This is a genomic window from Streptomyces sp. SID9727 (assembly GCF_010550605.1).
Lineage (GTDB): Bacteria > Actinomycetota > Actinomycetes > Streptomycetales > Streptomycetaceae > Streptomyces.
On record NZ_JAAGNI010000442.1, the window covers coordinates 1 to 20,265 of the forward strand.

General features: G+C 71.3%; 17 protein-coding genes. 4 read left to right on the forward strand and 13 right to left on the reverse strand.

Annotated elements, in window-relative coordinates; translation table 11 throughout:
- Positions 1–1,906 (reverse strand): GNAT family N-acetyltransferase (locus G3I41_RS30770; RefSeq protein ID WP_164403821.1); only part of this gene is annotated, 1,906 nt, incomplete at its 3' end.
- 173 nt (positions 1,907–2,079) lie between these two features.
- On the opposite strand from G3I41_RS30770, the gene G3I41_RS30775 reads away from it, so the two are divergent.
- Entirely contained in the window at positions 2,080–2,361 is a 282-nt protein-coding gene (locus tag G3I41_RS30775; RefSeq protein ID WP_018105371.1) for an HPr family phosphocarrier protein, read from the forward strand.
- Between the two features lie 173 nt (positions 2,362–2,534).
- On the opposite strand, the gene G3I41_RS30780 is transcribed toward G3I41_RS30775, so the two are convergent.
- From G3I41_RS30780 to G3I41_RS30795, 4 genes are all read right to left on the reverse strand, one after another.
- Positions 2,535–3,239, reverse strand: a complete 705-nt coding sequence (locus tag G3I41_RS30780) for a GntR family transcriptional regulator (RefSeq protein ID WP_164403822.1) — start codon at positions 3,237–3,239, stop codon at positions 2,535–2,537.
- Positions 3,240–3,449: 210 nt separating this feature from the next.
- Positions 3,450–4,169, reverse strand: a complete 720-nt coding sequence (locus G3I41_RS30785) for a M23 family metallopeptidase (RefSeq protein WP_164403823.1) — start codon at positions 4,167–4,169, stop codon at positions 3,450–3,452.
- Positions 4,170–4,610: 441 nt separating this feature from the next.
- Complete coding sequence (locus tag G3I41_RS30790; RefSeq protein ID WP_164403839.1) at positions 4,611–5,993, reverse strand: pitrilysin family protein; 1,383 nt, start codon at positions 5,991–5,993, stop codon at positions 4,611–4,613.
- A gap of 26 nt (positions 5,994–6,019) precedes the next feature.
- Entirely contained in the window at positions 6,020–7,390 is a 1,371-nt protein-coding gene (locus G3I41_RS30795; RefSeq protein ID WP_203601892.1) for a pitrilysin family protein, read from the reverse strand.
- Between the two features lie 311 nt (positions 7,391–7,701).
- On the opposite strand from G3I41_RS30795, the gene G3I41_RS30800 reads away from it, so the two are divergent.
- Entirely contained in the window at positions 7,702–10,152 is a 2,451-nt protein-coding gene (locus tag G3I41_RS30800) for a DNA topoisomerase IV subunit A (RefSeq protein ID WP_164403824.1), read from the forward strand.
- Between the two features lie 26 nt (positions 10,153–10,178).
- Here G3I41_RS30800 and G3I41_RS30805 read toward each other — a convergent pair whose 3' ends face one another.
- A complete protein-coding gene (locus tag G3I41_RS30805) occupies positions 10,179–11,279 on the reverse strand; it encodes a GTP-binding protein (protein WP_164403825.1) in 1,101 nt (366 codons plus the stop codon).
- A gap of 19 nt (positions 11,280–11,298) precedes the next feature.
- Positions 11,299–12,459, reverse strand: a complete 1,161-nt coding sequence (locus G3I41_RS30810; RefSeq protein WP_164403826.1) for a citrate synthase/methylcitrate synthase — start codon at positions 12,457–12,459, stop codon at positions 11,299–11,301.
- Between the two features lie 135 nt (positions 12,460–12,594).
- On the opposite strand from G3I41_RS30810, the gene G3I41_RS30815 reads away from it, so the two are divergent.
- Complete coding sequence (locus G3I41_RS30815) at positions 12,595–13,857, forward strand: citrate synthase (RefSeq protein ID WP_164403827.1); 1,263 nt, start codon at positions 12,595–12,597, stop codon at positions 13,855–13,857.
- A gap of 40 nt (positions 13,858–13,897) precedes the next feature.
- On the opposite strand, the gene G3I41_RS30820 is transcribed toward G3I41_RS30815, so the two are convergent.
- Positions 13,898–14,917 (reverse strand): LacI family DNA-binding transcriptional regulator, encoded by a 1,020-nt coding sequence (locus G3I41_RS30820; protein WP_164403828.1) that lies wholly within the window; start codon positions 14,915–14,917, stop codon positions 13,898–13,900.
- Between the two features lie 241 nt (positions 14,918–15,158).
- On the opposite strand from G3I41_RS30820, the gene G3I41_RS30825 reads away from it, so the two are divergent.
- Entirely contained in the window at positions 15,159–15,653 is a 495-nt protein-coding gene (locus G3I41_RS30825; protein WP_164403829.1) for a hypothetical protein, read from the forward strand.
- A gap of 16 nt (positions 15,654–15,669) precedes the next feature.
- On the opposite strand, the gene G3I41_RS30830 is transcribed toward G3I41_RS30825, so the two are convergent.
- From G3I41_RS30830 to G3I41_RS30850, 5 genes are all read right to left on the reverse strand, one after another.
- Positions 15,670–17,262 carry a cation acetate symporter gene (locus G3I41_RS30830; protein WP_164403830.1) on the reverse strand — a complete coding sequence of 531 codons (1,593 nt, stop codon included), beginning with the start codon at positions 17,260–17,262 and terminating at the stop codon, positions 15,670–15,672.
- Positions 17,259–17,702 (reverse strand): DUF485 domain-containing protein, encoded by a 444-nt coding sequence (locus G3I41_RS30835; protein ID WP_164403841.1) that lies wholly within the window; start codon positions 17,700–17,702, stop codon positions 17,259–17,261. Before G3I41_RS30835 ends, G3I41_RS30830 begins: the two co-directional genes overlap by 4 nt.
- A 131-nt stretch (positions 17,703–17,833) precedes the next feature.
- Positions 17,834–18,511 carry a response regulator transcription factor gene (locus G3I41_RS30840; RefSeq protein WP_164403831.1) on the reverse strand — a complete coding sequence of 226 codons (678 nt, stop codon included), beginning with the start codon at positions 18,509–18,511 and terminating at the stop codon, positions 17,834–17,836.
- Complete coding sequence (locus G3I41_RS30845) at positions 18,508–19,671, reverse strand: histidine kinase (protein ID WP_164403832.1); 1,164 nt, start codon at positions 19,669–19,671, stop codon at positions 18,508–18,510. The genes G3I41_RS30840 and G3I41_RS30845 overlap by 4 nt, the downstream gene beginning before the upstream one ends.
- Positions 19,668–20,186, reverse strand: a complete 519-nt coding sequence (locus G3I41_RS30850; protein ID WP_164403833.1) for a DUF1453 family protein — start codon at positions 20,184–20,186, stop codon at positions 19,668–19,670. The genes G3I41_RS30845 and G3I41_RS30850 overlap by 4 nt, the downstream gene beginning before the upstream one ends.
- Positions 20,187–20,265: the final 79 nt, after the last annotated feature.

Genomic DNA, 20,265 nt, shown 5'->3' on the forward strand with positions numbered 1-20,265 from the left:
CGAACGGCTGGGTGGCCGGGCGTCGCTGGGCCACCGTGCTGGTGGCGGCGGACAGCGCCTCCGCCAGGCCGCCGATCTCGACGTGGACCACGGCGACCGGCTTGGCCGGTCCGGCGGCGGCCGCCGCGTGCAGGGCGGTGGCCAGGACCTCGCCGTCGCCCGACTCCGCCTCGCCGTCCTCGCCGACCCAGGGGATCGCGGTCACGATCACGGCGTCGCACGCCCCGTCGGCCAGCGCCGCCGACAGCGCGTCCCGGAAGTCCTGCGGGGTGGCGGACGTGGTGAGGTCGATGGGCGGGCGCGGGCGGAGCCCCTCGGCCAGGCACACGTCGTAGGTGAGCAGCCCCAGGGACTCCGAGTTGCCGAGGATGGCGACGCGTCCGCCCGCCGGGAGCGGCTGGTCGGCGAGGAGCAGCCCGGCGTCGACCATCTCGGTGACCGTGTCGACGCGGATGACGCCCGCCTGCCGCATCAGCGCGGAGACCGTGGAGTCGGGGATGCGGCTGACGGGGACGGCGTGGCCGGGCGGGGTGGAGCCGCTGTGCCGGGCGCCCTTGACCACGACCACCGGCTTCACGGCGGCGGTACGGCGGGCGAGCCGGGTGAACTTGCGGGGGTTGCCCAGCGATTCCAGGTAGAGCAGGGCGACATCGGTGTCCGGGTCCTCGTACCAGTACTGGAGGAAGTCGTTGCCGGAGATGTCGGCGCGATTGCCGGCCGAGATGAAGGTGGAGAGGCCCGCGCCGCGCCGGTAGAGGCCGGAGAGCAGGGCGATGCCGATGGCGCCGGACTGGGTGAACAGGCCGATGCGTCCGGAGGCGGGCCGGTCCGGGGCGAGCGAGGCGTTGAGCCGGACCGCCTCGGAGTTGTTGATGATGCCGAAGGCGTTGGGTCCGATGATCCGCATGCCGTACGAACGGGCCTGGCGCACCAGTTCCCGCTGGCGCTCGCGGCCCTCGGCGCCCCACTCGGCGTAACCGGCGGAGAGGACCACCAGGCCCTGGACGCCGTGTTCGCCGCAGTCCGCGACGGCCTCCGGCACCCGGTCGGCGGGCACGGCGACCACCGCGAGGTCGACCGGCTCGCCGATCTCGCCCAGGGAGCGGTGCGCGGGGACCCCGTCGATGGTGTCCTGGCCGTCCGAAAGGGCACTGTTCACCGCGTGGACGCGGCCGGTGAAGCCCGCACCGAGCAGGTTGCGCAGGACGGTGCGGCCGACGCCGCCGGGGGTGCGGCCGACGCCGATGACGGCGACGGAACCGGGGGCGAGCAGCCGCTGCACGGACTTGGCCTCGGCGCGCTGTTCGCGGGCGCGCTGGACGGCGAGGGACTCGGCGGTGGGTTCGAGGTCCAGGGTGAGGTGGACGGAGCCGTCCTCGAAGCTGCGCTGCTGGGTGTAGCCGGCGTCCCGGAACACCTTGATCATCTTGGTGTTGGCGGGCAGCACCTCTGCCGCGAAGCGCCGGATGCCGCGTTCGCGGGCGACGGCCGCGATGTGTTCGAGCAGGGTGGAGGCCACGCCGCGGCCCTGGTGGGCGTCCTGGACGAGGAAGGCGACCTCGGCCTCGTCGGCGGGGGCCGAGGCGGGGCGGCCGGTCGCGTCGATCCGGTCGTAGCGGACGGTGGCGATGAACTCGCCGCCCACGGTGACGGCCAGGCCCACCCTGTCGACGTAGTCGTGATGGGTGAAGCGGTGGACGTCCTTGGCGGAGAGCCGGGGGTAGGGCGCGAAGAAGCGGTAGTACTTCGACTCGTCGGAAACCTGCTCGTAGAAGCTGACCAGCCGATCGGCGTCGTCCGTGGTGATCGGCCTGATCCGCGCGGTGCCGCCGTCGCGGAGCACCACGTCCGCCTCCCAGTGATCGGGGTAGGCGTGATGCGGACTCTGCTCCGGAGAGGGCTGCATGGGGAAAGCCTACGGCTGCCGCACGGGTCGCGGGGGTGCCGGGGCCAAGGCAGTCTGAGGTCTCCGGACGACGGTGGAAGCGGCGCCCGGGAGGGCCCGCGGGTCTGCCCGGAGCATCGCGCACCACATGAGACACTGGTCTAGACAACCGTTGATTCTTGAAGGGCAGAACCATGGCTGAGCGCCGCGTAAACGTCGGTTGGGCCGAGGGCCTGCACGCCCGCCCCGCTTCCATCTTCGTCCGTGCCGCCACGGCCTCCGGCGTTCCCGTCACCATCGCCAAGGCCGACGGCAACCCGGTGAACGCGGCCTCCATGCTCGCGGTGCTCGGTCTCGGCGCCCAGGGCGGCGAGGAGATCGTGCTCGCGTCCGACGCGGACAACGCCGAGGCCGCCCTGGACCGCCTGGCGAAGCTGGTCGCGGAGGGCCTCGAGGAGCTTCCGGAGACCGTCTGAGCCCGAGCGGCCGACACCGCCGGAATTCTCACGTAAAAGCCGCGGCCCCCTGCATGGGGCGCTGCGGCTTTTGCGTGCGCGGGGCCGAAGCCATGACGGCCCGGAAAGAAAGGGCGGCGCTACACCTTTCCCGGATTTTACACGCGTCTTTCTTTATTCGTACGCGCCCTTTGTTAATTCCGGCCGCTCGCGGTGTTTACGGCACGTTGCGAAGTCCTCACATGGCCGGCCCTGGGCACGGTGGTGGCGCGGGCGGCGCGGCGGAGCCGGTGCACGGCGCCGTGGCGTTCGGCCAACTGCGCGGCCAGGGTCCTCGCCCGCTCCGCGTCCCGGCGCGCCACGGCGTCCACGAGGGCCCCGTGCTCGGCCCAGGCTTCGGCCGGGCGGGCCGGCTGGTCGACCGCGTACATCCAGGCGATCTTGTGGCGGAGCTGGGTGAGGAGGGCGATGAGACCGGGGCTGCCGGATGCCTGGGCCAGCGTCTCGTGGAACCAGCCGGCCAGGGAGCGCAGGTCCTCGCCCTCGTCCCGGCGGGCCCGCTCCTGACCGAGCCTGACCAGGCCGCGCAACACCTTGAGGTGGGCCTCCGTCCGGCGTTGGGCCGCGCGGGCGGCGCTCAGCGGTTCCAACAGCATGCGGACTTCCAGGAGGTCGGCGGCCTCCTGCTCCGAGGGCTCGGCGACGCAGGCTCCGGCGTGTCTGCGGGTGACGACGAAGCCCTCCGACTCCAGGGTGCGCAGCGCTTCCCGTACGGGGACGCGGGACACCCCGTAACGCCGTGCGAGCACCTCCTCGGTGAGCCGGCTGCCGCGTTCGAAGACACCGGAGACGATGTCGTCACGGATTGCCGTGCATACCGAATGCGCCGGAACACGCATGTCCGAACCTCCGCCTCAATCCCCGCGAACAGCGGCCGATCGACACCTCTGGCGCGACTCTATTGCAATGCGCTCGCATTTCCGATGCCGGGCGGGAATTCGTGAATATCTTTTGGCCGCGGTCGAGCGGCGGAAGGCGTGCGGGGAGGCGCGGGCACGGCGATGGCCCCGGCGGGATGCCGGGGCCTTCGGTGTGGGGCTTCAGCCCGGTCAGACGCTGACGCCGTGGGCGCGCAGATAGGCGACCGGGTCCATGTCGGAGCCGTAGGAAGGGGTGGTCCGGGCCTCGAAGTGAAGGTGCGGGCCGGTGGAGTTGCCGGTCGAGCCGGAGAGCCCGATCTGCTGACCGGCCGCGACGCTCTGGCCGACGGAGACCCCGATCGAGGAGAGGTGGCCGTACTGGGTGTACGTGCCGTCCGCCATCCGGAGCACGATGTTGTTGCCGTACGCCCCGCCCCAGCCGGCCTCCACGACGGTGCCGGCGCCGACGGCGACGACCGAGCTGCCGGAGGCTGCGTGGAAGTCGATGCCGGAGTGGCTGCCGGACGACCAGAGCGAGCCGCTGGACTTGTAGCCGGTGGTCACGTACGAGCCGGCGACGGGGAGCCGGTAGGACGAGCCCAGCGCGGTGCGAGCGGTGGAGCGGCCGGCGCGGGCGGACGCCTCGCGGGTGGCCTCTGCCTTCGCCTTGGCCGCTTCCTTGGCCTGGGCGTCGATCCGGTCGGCGAGGGTGTTCTCGATGGCGAGGAGCTGGGAGAGGCCGGTCTCGGTGGCGGCGGGGGCCGTACCGGCGTCGGCGGCGAGGGCAGGCGAAGCCAGGGAGCCGATGACACCGCAGGCGGCCAGCGTCGCGACGCCGACGACCTTGGCGCCGCCGCGCGTCAGGCGGCTCGGGGCACGGTGCTTCCCGGTGGCACGGGTGAACGCCATGGGGTGGCTGGTCCTTTCCTTCCTTCTCGCCTTCCGGGTTGGCAGGGGGCACCCCTGGCCCTTGAGGCCTTGGGGGAGGGTTCGGAGCAGGAAGGTCTCCTACGGACGTTTCACCCCTGACGGAGCGCGGACATCCGATTCACCCCAGGGACTGCGTGGGTCCCCGGCTCCCCGGGCTCGCGCCTGACGGGGACTCGGCGATGGCTGCCCGGTACGTCACGGATGCGCGTACGAGTGGCGGACAGCGGACCCGACGCTAAGCGGACGGACTTCCCGCCACCAAACGGACAAGGGGTTTTGTCGCGCATCCCACAGGAAGGGCGCGGACCCTTTGGCGAACAAAAGGCGCAGAAGGATGGAAAAGTGAGCACGTCTGCAGGGGGCTCCGGCGCGACCGCGCGCCGGAGCCCCCGATGCCCGCTCAGCGGGCTGACCGACAGATCAGCCGGTGACGACCGACACCTCTCCGATGCCGAGCGCCCTGACCGGTTCCTCGATGCGCGAGGCGTCGCCGACCAGGACCGTGACCAGCCGGTCCACCGGGAAGGCACTGACCACGGCCGCGGTCGCCTCCACCGTGCCGGTCTCGGCGAGACGGGCGTACAGCGTCGCCTGGTAGTCGTCGGGAAGGTGCTGTTCCACCTGGTCGGCGAGGGTGCTCGCGACGGAGGCCGCCGTCTCGAACTTGAGGGGCGCGACGCCCACGAGATTCTGCACGGCCGTCTCGCGCTCGGCGTCCGTCAGCCCTTCGGCGGCCAGCGTCCGCAGCACCTTCCAGAGGTCGTCGAGCGCCGGACCGGTGGACTCGGTGTCCACGGAACCGCTGATGGCGAGCATCGCGGCGCCCGTCGGCCCCGAGGCGGAGTCGGCGGCACCGGAGCGGAGCACCTGGGCGAAGGCCCGCACACCGTAGGTGTACCCCTTCTCCTCGCGCAGCACCCGGTCGAGCCGGGACGTCAGCGTGCCGCCCAGGCAGTAGGTGCCGAGAACCTGGGCGGGCCACACGCTGTCGTGGCGGTCGGCGCCGATGCGCCCGATCAGCAGCTGCGTCTGCACCGCGCCGGGACGGTCCACGATGATCACCCGGCCGGTGTCGTCGGCCGTGATCGGCGGGACGGGGCGGGGTTCGGAGGCGTCCCCGGACCAGTCGCCGATGGTCTCGGCCAGCAGCGCGTCCAGATCGATGCCCGTGAGGTCGCCGACGACCACGGCGGTGGCGGTGGACGGGCGGATGTGCGCGTCGTAGAAGGCGCGCACGGCGGCGGCGTCGATCCGCTCGATGGTCTTCTCGGTGCCCAGGCGCGGACGCGACATGCGGGCCGTGGCCGGGAACAGCTCCTTGGAGAGCTGCTTGGCCGCGCGGCGGGCCGGGTTGGCATGCTCGTGCGGGATCTCGTCCAGCCGGTTGCGCACCAGGCGCTCGATCTCGCTGTCGGCGAAGGCCGGCGCCCGCAGCGCCTCGGCGACGAGGCCGAGCGCCTTGGCCAGGCGGGAGGCCGGGACCTCCAGGGACACCCGGACGCCGGGGTGGTCGGCATGGGCGTCGAGGGTGGCACCGCATCGCTCCAGCTCGGCGGCGAACTCCTCGGCGCTCTGCTTGTCGGTGCCCTCGGACAGGGCGCGCGACATGATCGTGGCCACGCCGTCCAGACCCTCGGGCTCAGCCTCCAGGGGGGCGGCGAGGAAGATCTCCACAGCGACGACCTGCTGGCCGGGGCGGTGGCAGCGCAGGACGGTGAGGCCGTTGGGCAGGGAGCCCCGCTCGGGAGCGGGGAAGGCCCAGGGGCGGGCCACGCCGGGGGCGGGCTGCGGGTGGAACTGCATCGAAACTTCAGTCGCGGCAGCGTCGGTCACTGGCCCGCCCCTTCGTGCGCGTCGGTGTCGGTGGTGGCGTCGGCCTCTTCGGCGGCCTCGGCGGGCTCGACCGGTTCGTAGACCAGGACCGCCCGGTTGTCCGGCCGCAGCTGCGCCTGCGCGGCGGCCTTGACCTCATCGGCGGTGACGTCGAGGACCCGGTTGACGGCGGACAGCGCGAGCTGCGGGTCACCGAACAGCACGGCGTACCGGCACAGTTCGTCGGCCCGGCCCGCGACCGTGCCGAGGCGGTCCAGCCACTCGCGCTCCAACTGGGCCTGGGCGCGCTCCATCTCCTCCGCCGTAGGGCCCTCCTCGGCGAACCGGGCCAGCTCCTCGTCGACCGCGGTCTCGATCTCCGCCACCTCGACGCCACCGGACGTCTTGACGTCCAGCCAGCCCAGGGAGGGCGCGCCGGCGAGCCGGAGCAGTCCGAATCCGGCGGCCACGGCCGTACGGTCACGCCGGACCAGGCGGTTGTGCAGCCGGGACGACTCGCCGCCGCCCAGCACGGTCAGGGCGAGGTCCGCGGCGTCGCACTCGCGGGTGCCGTCGTGGGGCAGCCGGTACGCGGCCATCAGGGCCCGCGCCGGCACCTCCTCGCGTACCTCCTCGCGCATCTGACCGCCCATGACCGTGGGCAGCGAGCCGTCGCGCGGCGGCTGCTTGCCGTCGTGGGAGGGGATCGAGCCGAAGTACTTCTCGATCCAGGCGAGGGTCTGCTCGGGGTCGATGTCGCCGACGACCGACAGCACCGCGTTGTTCGGCGCGTAGTACGTACGGAAGAAGGTGCGGGCGTCCTCCAGGGTCGCCGCGTCCAGGTCGGCCATGGAGCCGATCGGGGTGTGGTGGTACGGGTGGCCCTCGGGGTAGGCCAGCGCGGTCAGCCGCTCGAACGCGGTGCCGTACGGGACGTTGTCGTAGCGCTGGCGGCGCTCGTTCTTGACGACGTCGCGCTGGTTCTCCATGGACTCCTCGTCGAGCGCGGCGAGCAGCGAGCCCATCCGGTCGGCCTCGAGCCACAGGGCCAGCTCCAGCTGGTGCGTGGGCATCGTCTCGAAGTAGTTGGTCCGCTCGAAACTGGTCGTTCCGTTGAGCGAGCCGCCGGCGCCCTGCACCAGCTCGAAGTGTCCGTTCCCCTTGACCTGGCCGGAGCCCTGGAACATCAGGTGCTCGAAGAGGTGGGCCAGGCCCGTACGGCCCTTGACCTCGTGGCGGGAGCCGACGTCGTACCAGAGGCACACCGCCGCGACCGGGGTCAGATGGTCCTCGGAGAGCACCACGCGCAGGCCGTTGGCCAGACGGTGCTCGGTCGCTGTCAAGCCGCCGGAGCCGGCCTGGGCTGTGGCCGTGTGACCCATGGGCATGTACGTCCCTTCGATCGCGCTACTGGATGTCCATATGAAGAAGCCGCTGCGGGAGGCTGCTTCGGAAGGTTGCTTCGAGACACCCGCCACTGTATGCAAGCGAACCGGCACCTGCCGAAGTTCCCGTGCGGCGAAGCTGCGAGCGAAATTCCCCGGAAGGTGTTCCTCCGCCGCCTCGGGACGGTCGGCGCGGGCCCTTTGGGACGGGTCGAGGTCGGGGTTGTCAGTGCGGCGGTCCACAATGGACCGCGTCAGAACCTGAGGGAACCTGAGGTTGCCCGCTCGAAATCCGTGAAGGAGTCGCAGCAGCGATGGCCCGCCGCAGCACGAAGACCCCGCCGCCGGTCGACTTCGAGGAGAAGATCCTCGACATCGACGTCGTCGACGAAATGCAGGGCTCCTTCCTCGAGTACGCGTACTCGGTGATCTACTCACGTGCCCTCCCGGACGCCCGTGACGGCATGAAGCCGGTGCACCGCCGCATCGTGTACCAGATGAACGAGATGGGCCTGCGCCCGGACCGCGGCTTCGTGAAGTGCGCCCGGGTCGTCGGCGAGGTCATGGGCAAGCTGCACCCGCACGGTGACGCGTCGATCTACGACGCGCTGGTGCGCATGGCCCAGCCGTTCTCCATGCGCCTCCCCCTCGTCGACGGTCACGGGAACTTCGGCTCCCTGGGCAACGACGACCCGCCGGCCGCCATGCGGTACACCGAGTGCCGGATGGCCGACGCGACCTCGCTGATGACGGAGTCGATCGACGAGGAGACGGTCGCCTTCCAGGCGAACTACGACGGCCAGGAGCAGGAGCCGGTCGTCCTCCCGGCGGCCTACCCCAACCTGCTGGTCAACGGCACGACCGGGATCGCGGTCGGCATGGCGACCAACATGCCCCCGCACAACCTGGGCGAGGTCATCGCCGCGGCCCGGCACCTGATCAAGCATCCGGGCGCGGACCTGGACACGCTGATGCGGTTCGTCCCCGGTCCCGACCTGCCGACGGGCGGACGGATCGTGGGCCTCGGCGGCATCAAGGACGCCTACGCCAACGGCCGCGGTTCGTTCAAGATCCGTGCCACGGTCGCCGTGGAGAACGTCACGCCGCGCCGCAAGGGCCTCGTCGTCACCGAGCTGCCCTTCACCGTCGGCCCCGAGAAGGTCATCTCCAAGATCAAGGACCTGGTCTCGGCGAAGAAGCTCCAGGGCATCGCTGACGTCAAGGACCTCACGGACCGCTCGCACGGACTGCGCCTGGTCATCGAGATCAAGAACGGGTTCGTGCCGGAGGCGGTGCTGGAGCAGCTCTACAAGCTGACCCCGATGGAGGAGTCCTTCGGCATCAACAACGTGGCGCTGGTCGACGGCCAGCCGCTCACGCTGGGGCTGAAGGAACTGCTGGAGGTCTATCTCGACCACCGCTTCGACGTGGTGCGCCGGCGCAGCGAGTTCCGCCGGACCAAGCGCCGCAACCGGCTGCATCTGGTCGAGGGTCTGCTCGTCGCGCTGGTCGACATCGACGAGGTCATCCGCCTCATCCGGTCCAGCGACAATTCGGCGCAGGCGAAGGAGCGGCTCATGGAGCGCTTCTCGCTGAGCGAGATCCAGACGCAGTACATCCTGGACACGCCGCTGCGCCGGCTGACCCGGTTCGACCGGATCGAGCTGGAGAGCGAGCGGGACCGGCTGGACGCCGAGATCGCCGAGCTGACGTCGATCCTGGAATCGGACGCCGAGCTGCGCAAGCTGGTCTCCGCGGAACTGGCCGCGGTCGCCAAGAAGTTCGGCACGGCCCGGCGTACGGTGCTGCTGGAGTCGGCCGGTTCGCAGGTCGCGTCGGTGCCGCTGGAGGTGGCGGACGACCCGTGCCGGGTGCTGCTGTCCTCGACGGGCCTGCTGGCGCGTACGGCCAACGACGAGCCGATCGTCGTCGGCGAGGGCGCCAAGCGCTCCAAGCACGATGTGATCGTCTCGGCAGTGGCGGCGACGGCCCGTGGTGACGTCGGGGTGGTGACGTCCGGCGGGCGGCTGCTGCGTCTCCCGGTGATCGATCTCCCCCAGCTGCCGGACACGCACGCGGCGCCCAATCTGTCGGGCGGGGCGACGGTGGGCGAGTTCCTCACGCTGGAGGCGGACGAGGAAGTCGTCTGCCTCACCACGCTCGACGAGTCGTCACCGGGTCTCGCCATCGGCACGCTGCAGGGCGTGGTCAAGCGCGTGGTGCCGGACTACCCGGCCAACAAGGACGAGCTGGAGGTCATCTCCCTGAAGGACGGTGACCGGATCGTCGGCGCGATGGAGCTGCGGACGGGCGAGGAGGACCTGGTCTTCATCACGTCGGACGCCCAGCTCCTGCGGTACCCGGCCGCGCAGGTGCGCCCGCAGGGGCGCCCGGCCGGCGGTATGGCGGGCGTCAAGCTGGGGGCGGGAGCGCAGGTGCTCTCGTTCGCGGCGGTGGACCCGGCGGCCGACGCCGCGGTGTTCACGGTCGCCGGTTCGCACGGCACGTTGGACGACTCGGTCCTGACCTGCAAGCTCACCCCGTTCGACCAGTACCCGCGCAAGGGCCGGGCGACCGGTGGGGTGCGCTGCCAGCGGTTCCTGAAGGGCGAGGACGTGCTGGTGTTCGCCTGGGCGGGCGCGCTGCCGGCCAGGGCGGCGCAGAAGAACGGTGCCCCGGCCTCGCTGCCCGATCCCGACCCGCGGCGGGACGGTTCCGGGACGCCGCTGGAGAGCCCGGTCGCGGTGATCGCCGGCCCGGCGTAGCCCGTGCGGCCCGGTGGCGGGACGGTCTACGCGTCGTCGTCACCCGGCTGTTGCACGTAACGCAGGACGCCCCACATGGCTCGCTCATGTGCGGCGTCCTGCCGCGTTTCGCCGGCCGGATCCTCGATGACCCCGCAGCTCCCCAGTTCCTCGCGCAGGGCCGGTGCGTCGATGCCGGAGCCGATCAGGACGAGCTGGGTCCGCTTCGGCTCGCCGCGTGTCCAGGGCCGGGGGGTGAACCGCAGGAACCTGCCGACCGCGTGCACCCCGTAGGCGTTGCCCGGGTCCGCCGCGCCGAAGTCGACGTGCCCCTTGATGCGGTACAGCCCCCCGGGCCGGGAGTCGAGGAAACGCATCAGCCGGCCTGGGTCCATCGGCACGCCTGAGTCGAAGTCGACGCTCTCGTACGCGGTGTGCAGGTGGCCCCCGTGCCCGCCGTCGTCCTCAGCCGCGCGCGCCTCCAGGTAGAGGTCCTCGAAAGTGAGCTGCCGGGCCCGCTCCTCGCCCTCGGGCCGGAGCGCCGGGTCGAAGAGCAGCTCGGGGTCGACGCGCCCGTACGTGGCCGGGATGATCGCGGCCGTGCTCCCGGTCTCCGCGACGGCCTCCCGGACGCGGGCGCACTCCTCGTCCCCGGCCCGGTCCGTCTTGTTGAGCACGACGAGATCGGCCACCGCGAGATGGCGGCCGATCTCCGGATGGCGCTCCCGGGTCGCCTCGAACTCGGCGGCGTCGACCACCTCGACCAGTCCCCCGTACACGATGTGCGGGTTGTCGCTGGCGAGGATCATGCGGACGAGTTCCTGCGGCTCGGCGAGGCCGCTCGCCTCGATGACGATGACGTCGAGCCGGGCGGAGGGCCGGGTCAGGGTCTCCAGATAGGTGTCCAGTTCGCTCGCCTCGACCGCACAGCACAGGCAGCCGCCGCCCAGCGAGACGGTGGACCCGACCTGCCCGGAGACCGTCATGGCGTCGATCTCGATGGCCCCGAAGTCGTTGACGATCACGCCGATCCGGTTACCCGCGCGGTGGAGCAGGAGGTGGTTGAGCAGCGTCGTCTTGCCGGACCCCAGGAATCCCGCGAGGACGATGACCGGGACACGGGGGCGGTGGGGCGACGACGTGCTCAACGGGGGCCTTCCTGCGGGGTCAGACTGCCGGGACCGGCTGGGGCGGAGGCGGGCCGACATAGCGGGCCGCCGGGCGGATGATCTTGGAGTCCTCCGCCTGTTCCAGGATATTGGCGCTCCACCCCACGACCCGCGCCGTGCAGAAGGTGGGCGTGAACATCTCGCGCGGCAGCCCGCACAACTCCATGACCACCCCGGCGTAGAACTCCACGTTGGTGTGCAGCTCGCGCCCCGGCTTCAGCTCGGCGAGGATCGCCTCGACCTGGCGCTCCACCTCGACGGCGAACTCCACGAGCGGGCCGCCGAAGCCTTGGGCGATGGTCCGCAACATGCGCGAGCGGGGGTCCTCGGTGCGGTAGACCGGGTGGCCGAAGCCCATGATCCGGTCGCCGGCGAGGACCCGTTCGCGGATCCAGCCGTCGATGCGGTCGGGGGTGCCGATCGCGTCGAGCGTGTCCAGGGCCCGGCTGGGGGCGCCGCCGTGCAAGGGGCCGGACAGCGCTCCGACGGCGGCCACCAGGCATGCGGCGACGTCCGCTCCGGTCGAGGCGACGACCCGTCCGGTGAACGTCGAGGCGTTGAAGCCGTGGTCCACGGTGGAGATCAGGTACTGCTCGACCGCCCTGGCCCGGTCCTCGTCCGGGACGGAACCGGTGAGCATGTACAGGTAGTTGGCCGCGTGCGGCAGGTCGGCGCGCGGCTCGACGGGTTCGAGGCCCTGACCGAGGCGGTGCAGAGCGGTCAGCACGGTGGGGACGGCGGCGCAGACGGCCAGGGCGTCGGCCCGGCGCCGGTCGGCGTCGATGTCGTACACCGGCCGGAACCCGGCCGAGGCGCCGAGCAGGGAAAGCGCAGTGCGCAGCCCGGACAGCGGCCCCGAGACCGTGCTCGCGCGCGCTATGGCGGGCAGCGCCTCGCGTACGGCGTCGGGCAGCACGCGCAGGGCTGCCGTGCGGGCGGCGAAGTGGGCACGTGCGTCCGGGCCGGGCAGCTCGCCCTCGGTCATGAGGTACCAGACGTCCTCGAAGCTGCGGGTCCGTGCCAGCTCGACCGCCGAGTACTGGCGGTAGTGGTAGAAGCCCTCGCGGCCCCGGACGTCACCGAGCGCCGTGTCGGTCACGACGACTCCCGCGAGACCTCGGGGGACGTCGAGCGGTGATCCGCCGGTCATGGACGTCATTGCTTCCTCCGTGAACAGATCGACAGCGCCTTGACATTGATTCGACTGTCCATGCATGACTTCATCTCTGTCAATATTGATTGAATCAATGCAACTGCATGGATACCTGAGACGGCGTATGGATACGGTGGCGGCATGACGGAGCGATCAGAGGCGAACGGGCAGCGGCTCACGACGCGTGAGACGGCCGAGCGGCTCGGGGTGAAGCCCGAGACGGTGTACGCGTACGTCAGCCGGGGCCAGCTGAGCAGCAGCCGGGTGCCGGGCGGTCGCGGCAGTACGTTCGACGCGGCGGAGGTCGACGCGCTGGCCCGGCGCACGGGGCGCAGGGAGACTGCCTCAGCCCCGGGCGAGCCCGCCGTCCGTACCGGGATCACCCTCATCGGCGCCGATCGCTACTACTTCCGGGGCGTGGACGCCACGGAGCTGGCGGCGCGCCATTCGTACGAGGAGGTCGTCGAGTGGCTGTGGACCGGCCGGCTGCGGCCGGGCATCGGCTTCACCGCTCCGGCACAGGCGGTGACGGCGGCCCGCCGGGCGGTCGGCGCACTGCCGGGGCACTGCGGCTCCACGGACCGGCTCCGGGTGGCCGTGGTGGCCGCCGCTGCCGCCGACCCGCTGCGCTTCGACCTGTCGCGGGAGACGGTACTGGGTAGCGCGCGCAGCCTGATTCCGACGCTGGTCGCCGCGTTGCCGACGGTGGGCGGTCACCAGCCCGGCACGGCGGATCCGGCCGAACCCGCCGGTCTGGCTGCCCGACTGTGGCCGAAACTCACCGCTCGCCTGCCCGACGAGCCGTCACTCGACGCTCTGGACACTGCGCTCGCGCTGCTGATCGACCACGATCTGGCCGCCTCGACACTGGCGGCCAGGGTCGCCGCGTCGGCCCGGGCACATCCGTACGCGGTGGTTTCGGCGGGGCTCGGCGTACTGGAGGGGCCCCTGCACGGTGCGGCGAGCGGGCTGGCCCACCGCATGCTGGCCGAGGTCCTGGAGCGCGGCGGAGCGGCGCCGGTGGTGGCGGACCATCTGCGGGCGGGGCGCCGGGTGCCAGGGCTCGGACACCGGCTGTACCAGGGCGAGGACCCTCGCGCCCACACGCTGTTCGGCCTGCTCGAACGCATCCCGCAGGCCGGGCCGGCCCTGGCCGCCGCCCGCGATGTGGTGGCCACCACCGCGCGGGATGTTCCTCTGCATGCCAACGTCGACCTGGCGCTGGCCGTGCTCTCGGTCGCCTCGGGCATGCCCGCGGAAGCGGGAGAGACCGTGTTCGCTATCTCCCGCACGGCGGGCTGGATCGCGCATGCGCTGGAGGAGTACGAGGAGCGCCCGCTGCGGATGCGCCCCAGCGGGCACTACACCGGCCCCCGGCCGCCCCAGCCCCTGCCGCCCTTGTAGCCGCGCAACTGGCCGCTACAAGGGCGAAAAATCCTGACGGTCAGCGGGAAGTCGCGCGCGGGGGCTGGGCCGTGGAACCCCGGACGACCAGTTCCGGCTCGAAGAGGAGCTCGTCCGACGGCACGGCGCGCCCGCCGATCTGCACGGAGAGCAGTTCCACGGCGGCTCGCCCCATCGCCTCGATCGGCTGGCGGACGGTGGTGAGCGGGGGCTCGGTGCAGTTCATGAAGGCCGAGTCGTCGTACCCCACGACGGACACGTCGTCGGGCACCGACAAGCCCCGCCTCCGCGCCGCGCGAACGGCTCCGAGGGCCAAGGGGTCGCTGGCGCAGATGAAGCCGGTGACGCCCTCGTCGAGCAGCCGAGCGGCGGCGGCCTGCCCGCCCTCCAGCGAGAACATCGCCCGGGTCACCCACTGGTCCGGGATGGTCGCGCCCGACTCCTCCGCGAGCGCCCGGGCGGCGGCCAGCTTGCGCTGCGACGGCATGTGGTCCGAGGGGCCGAGCACCAGGCCGATGCGCTCATGCCCCAGGGAGACGAGGTGGCGCCACGCCTGCTCGACGGCCACGGAGTCGTCGCAGGAGACGCAGGGGAAGCCGAGGTGCGCGATGGCCGCGTTGATCAGGACGACGGGGATCTTACGGTCGGCCAGGACCTTGTAGTGGTCGTGCGGGGCGTCGGCCTGCGCGTAGAGACCCCCGGCGAAGACCACTCCCGAGACCTGCTGCTGCAGCAGCAGTTCGACGTAGTCCGCCTCGGAGACGCCCCCCTTGGTCTGGGTGCAGAGCACCGGAGTCAGACCCTGCTGGGCGAGCGCACCACCGACCACCTCGGCGAAGGCGGGGAAGATCGGGTTCTGCAGTTCGGGCAGGACGAGGCCGACCAGGCGGGCCCGTTCACCGCGCAGCTGGGTCGGGCGCTCGTAACCGAGGACGTCCAGCGCGGAAAGGACGGCCTGCCGCGTGGCGTCGGAAACGCCCGGCTTGCCATTGAGCACCCGGCTGACCGTGGCCTCACTGACTCCAACCTTCTGTGCCACTTGAGCAAGTCGTCGCGTCATACACGCAAGATTAGCGCAAGAAACGCAAGCAGATTGCGTGGGGTCGGAATCAGAGACGAATTTCAGCAAGTCCCTGAACGCGGTCTCCCCGACTACCCACCGGAGCTTCCGGTCCGCCCGCTCCCCATCGGCGCCACCGTACCCGCCACCGCCCGATCGAGGCACCCTTTGGGGGCTGCGTCGAGTTGGGCCGTGCGTCGCGTTCCGGGCCATGCGTCGCCCCGTCCATATCCTTACCGGCATGAACGAGTTCGAGGGCGGCGACGGTCGGTGGCTGTCCCTGACCAACGGGGGTACGGCGGTATTCGTGGACGTCCTGACGTTCGCGGTCTCGGAGCTGGCCCGGGAAGCCTGGGATTTCCGCTTCGCCGCACTCCTGTCGCTCCAGAACCAGAACGTGATGGGCCGTGGCGTGGTCGGCTTCGGCTTGGCGGAGCTTGACTGGGGTGACGCGCCGGAGGAGGCCGCAGCGGCCAAGGACTTCCTGCTGCGCGTCCTCGACCTGGCCCTGACCCGCCACCGGTGGGAGGAGCTGACGTACGAACCGCCACGGGTGGAAGGCTACTTGCGCACCTTTCGGACGATGGTCGAGGATTTCGACCCCGCCACCGCAAAGGCCGGTGAGGACGTCCTGCCGGGACCGCAGGAGGCCGCCAGAGCCTCCTGCGTACGCCACCGCGTCCTGAACGGGTTGCCGTTCTGGGAGGAATGCGTGTTCTGCACGGAGGGAGTCTGACCGGGCGTGCCGGTATTCAGACCGCCCCGGCCCCGGTCATCGCGCGCACCTCGATCTCCGCATGCTTGGCCGCGTCGGGTGGCTCGTTCGCGGTGACGGTCCCGATCCAGCCGGCGAGGAAGCCCAGCGGGATGGAGACCAGGCCAGGGTTCTCCAGAGGAAAGACCTGGAAGTCGGCCCCGGGGAAGAGCGAGCTGGGACTACCGGAAACGACCGGGGAAAGCACGACGAGCAGCACGGCGGGGATCAGCCCGCCGTAGACGGACCAGACCGCCCCGCGCGTGGTGAAGTTCCGCCAGAACAGCGAGTAGAGCAGGACGGGGAGATTGGCCGACGCGGCGACGGCGAAGGCTAGCCCCACCAGGAAGGCCACGTTGAGGTCCTGGGCGAGCAGACCCAGTCCGATGGCGACGACCCCGATGCCTGCCGCCGCCACCCGGGCCACGGCGACCTCGCTGTGCTGCTTGGCACCGGACCTCTTGAGCGAGGCGTAGAGATCGTGCGCGACGGATGCCGACGAGGCGAGGGTGATCCCGGCCACGACGGCCAGAATGGTCGCGAACGCGACGGCGGCCACCACGGCGAACAGGATCGTCCCTCCGGTGGACCCCTCTCCCCCACCCAGCGCCATGGCCAACAGCGGCACAGCAGTGTTCCCCGCGGCATTCGATTCCCGTACGTCGGTTGAGCCGACCAGCGCGGCAGCCCCGAACCCGAGCACGATGGTCATCAGGTAGAAGCTGCCGATGAGGCCGACGGACCAGACGACGGACCGGCGGGCGGCACGCGCGGTGGGGACGGTGTAGAAGCGGGACAGGATGTGCGGCAGCCCCGCCGTGCCCAGCACCAGGGCGAGGCCGAGGCTGATGAAGTCGATGCGCGACGTCCAGCTCCCGCCGTACCGAAGACCGGGCGAGAGGAAGTCCTTGCCGTACCCGCTGCGGTCGGCGGCGGAGTTCAGCAACGCGTTGACGTTCCCGTGGAAGTGGACCAGCACGAGCACGGTGAGCACCACGGTGCCCGCCATGAGCAGCACGGCCTTGACGATCTGGATCCAGGTGGTGGCACGCATCCCGCCCAGTGATACGTACACGACCATGAGTGCCCCGACGCCGACGACGGTCCAGGAACGGGCGGCTCCGCTCGTCCCGCCGAGGAGCAGCGCCACCAGGCTGCCCGCACCGACCATCTGCGCCACCAGGTAGAGCACGGACACGGTGACGGAGGAGGTCCCCGCGGCGATGCGGACCGGACGTTCCGCCATCCTGGCCGCGACCACGTCGGCGAGGGTGAACCGGCCGCAGTTGCGCACGAGTTCGGCGACGAGTAGCAGAACGACGAGCCAGGCGACCAGGAAGCCCACCGAGTACAGCATGCCGTCGTAGCCGAAGAGTGCGATCAGACCGGAGATGCCCAGGAAGGACGCTGCGGACATGTAGTCGCCCGCGATGGCGAAACCGTTCTCCATGGGCGAGAAAAGTCGGCCTCCCGCGTAGAACTCCTCCGCGGAGCCGTGCCTGTCGCGGCTCACCCAGGTGGTGATGCCAAGGGTGACCGCGATGAAGGCGCTGAACAGCAGCAGCGCCAGGGGCTGGTGGTCGCCGCTCAACGCCCGGCCCCCCGTGTCATCTCCTGCGTCTCCCACCGCAGGTCCAGCGCGGCCCGATCCCTGCGCAGCCGTGCGTGCCGTGCGTACGCGCCGGTGAGCAGGAACGTCGTCAGGAACTGGCCGAGCCCCACGACCATCGCCACGTTGACCGCCCCGGCCACCGGCCGCGCCATCAGCCCGGGGGCGGCCACCGCCGTGACGACGTAGGCGAGGTACCAGACGAAGAAAGCCGTGGTGGCGGGTACGACGAAGCGCCGGTAGCGACGGCGCACCTCCCGGAACGCCTCGCTGCGCTGCACTTCCAGATAGATGTCGGCCGCGCTGTGGCCACCGCGCGGCACGGCCGGCCCGTGCACCACGGCAGGCGTGGAGCCGGCCGCGCCGTCCGGCTCCCCCCACCCGGAGGTCAGCGCGTCGTCCCACGGGTCGTCGAGCCGCATCGCTGCGGCCTCACGCCCTGCTTCCTTCTCCACCGAACAACTCCCCTTGTCCACGGACCACTTCGGCCGCATATCCAAGAATGGGCAGATCGGGAAGATCCCGGGCACTTCATTCGCGAGACTTCACCTCTTCAGGTGAAGGTTCTCCCGGGCGGGCGCACCAGCCCCCGCATGTACGCATAGCGCACCGCCTGAGCCCGGTCGCGCAGGCCCGCCTTGGCGAAGAGGTTGTTGATGTGGCTCTTCACCGTGGCCTGCGAGATGTGGAGGGCACGCGCGATGTCCGCGTTGGACATCCCCTCGGCAATCAGGGCCAGCACCTCGGCCTCCCGGGGGGTCATCCCGTCCGGCGGCTCCGGCTCACCACCGCCAACCGTCCCGAGCGGCCCCTCGGTCACCTGCTCCAGGAGCCGGCGCTGCACCGTCGGCGAGAGCCCCGCCTCTCCCGAGAGAACGGCCTGGACGGCCCTCACGATCTCGTCGCCCCCGGCGTCCTTGGTGAGGTAGCCCCGCGCTCCCGCCCTGAGCGCGGCGAACAGGGAGTCGTCGTCCGCGAAGGTCGTGAGCACCACGACCTGCGTGCCTGGGAACTCCCCACGGATACGCCGGGTCGCCTCCACCCCGTCACAGCGGGGCATCCGCAGATCCATCAGCACCACGTCCGGCGCGTGCTCGGCCACCTGCGCGACCGCTTCCTCCCCGTCTTTCGCCGATCCGACGACCTCGATGCCGGGCAGCAGGCCGAGCAGCATGACGATGCCTTCCCGTACCACCGCCTGGTCGTCGGCCACCACTACCCGCGCCGTCACGCGGGCACCCGCAGACTCACCACGAACCCCTCCTCGCCCGGGCCGGCTTCCAACGTGCCGCCCAGCAACTCGGCGCGCTCCCGCATCCCGAGGAGACCGTATCCGGAACCACTGACAGCCAGGTCCCCTTCCGGACTCCGTCCTCCCGAGTCCTTGACTTGCAGCATGACGGAGTCGGGCCGGTACTCCAGCCGGAGCTGCACGCTGGCTCCGGGCGCGTGCTTGCGCACGTTGGTCAGGGCTTCCTGTGCCACGCGCCGGACCGCCTGCGACGCCTGCGCGGTAAGCGGGCGCCGCTCCCCCTCGACCCTGACCTCGGCCGGCTCAGCCGTCACCAGCTGCCTCAGGAAGTCCTCCACCGGGGCCACTTCGCCCCGGAGCGCCGAGAGCGCCTGGCGGGTCTCGGAGAGGCCCTCGCGGGCCATCGCCCGGGCCGCGACCACCCGTTGCAGAACCTGGTCCCGGAACTCCCCGGCAGGTTCTCTCTCGATCAGCAGGCGCGCGGCCTCCAGGTGCACCAGCTGTGCGGAAAGGCTGTGCGCCAGCACGTCGTGGATCTCCCGGGCGATCCGGGCACGTTCGTCCAGCGCCGCCCGCTCCGCCTCCGCGACCCGGGCCGCCCGCTCCTGGGTGAGCAGCCGTTGCGCACTGCCACGGGCCTCGGCGTCCAGGCGCAGCACGTATCCGGCGAGGCACAGCCCGGCCGTGGTCACCGCGGTGGTCGACCAGTCGTCGGTGTCCACCAGCACGTAGGCGCCGAGGGCCACCGCTGTCGCCGGAGCTCCCGCCACGAGGGGCAGCCGTTCCAGAGCGGTGACGGCGCAACCGCACCAGAGCACCGTCGCGGGCACCGTCGCCCCCGCCTGCCCCGCCCCGAATCCGGCCAGCACGAGCATTCCGAGCAGACCGAGCGACGGCCACAGGCGGTTGTCGAGGGTGGTCCGGAAGAAGGCGACGGCAAGCAGTGCGCATACGAGCACCCCGATCAGCCCGATGACGATCTCCAAGGGCCCGAACAGCCCCCTGGTGAAGGTCCCCCACAGCATCAGACTGAGCAGGCCGACCCGTACGGACCAGGTGATCACGCTCCGTGGGCGGCTGCTGGTGTCCCGGGCGAGTGCCTCCCTCGACGGCCAACTCGTCCAGGCATCCCGTGTCACACGCGCTCCTTCCGCTCCTGCCGCACCGCAGCGCCGACGACGGGCCCTCCGTGCGGCCCGGGTATCGAGGCGGCCCGGAGCGTCAGAAGCCCCTCCCGTACCAGCAGAGTCGCCGCGAGAGCCGCCATCAGGGCGGGGGTGCCCTGACGCACGCCCAGCACCGTCGCGACGCCGTACAGGGCCGCCCGCAGGGTCAGTCCGCCGGCCCAGACCAGAGCCGTGGCCCTGGTCCCCTTGCTCCACAGAGAGCCGTCCTCAGCACGCCGGACGCGAGATGTCCACGCCCATCCCGCACCCGTGACCAGGCCCACCAGGAGCTCGGCGCCGAGGACGACCGCCGAGGCCGTCCGATGGTGCGGATCGACGAGTCCGGGCTCCCGCAGGGCCATGACGAGCAGGACACCGGGCAGAACCCACCAGCGACGGTCGCCGGAGATCCGTTGCGCCGAGCACTGCCGGACCACGACGAGGGCGATGACCGCGATGATCACCAGGGCGTTGACGAGCCCGGACATGGGCGCCTCCGAGATGCGAGAAATCCTGCGTCTCCGAAGCTACGGAAGAGCCCGGCCCGGCAGATCGGCTCCAGGGTGG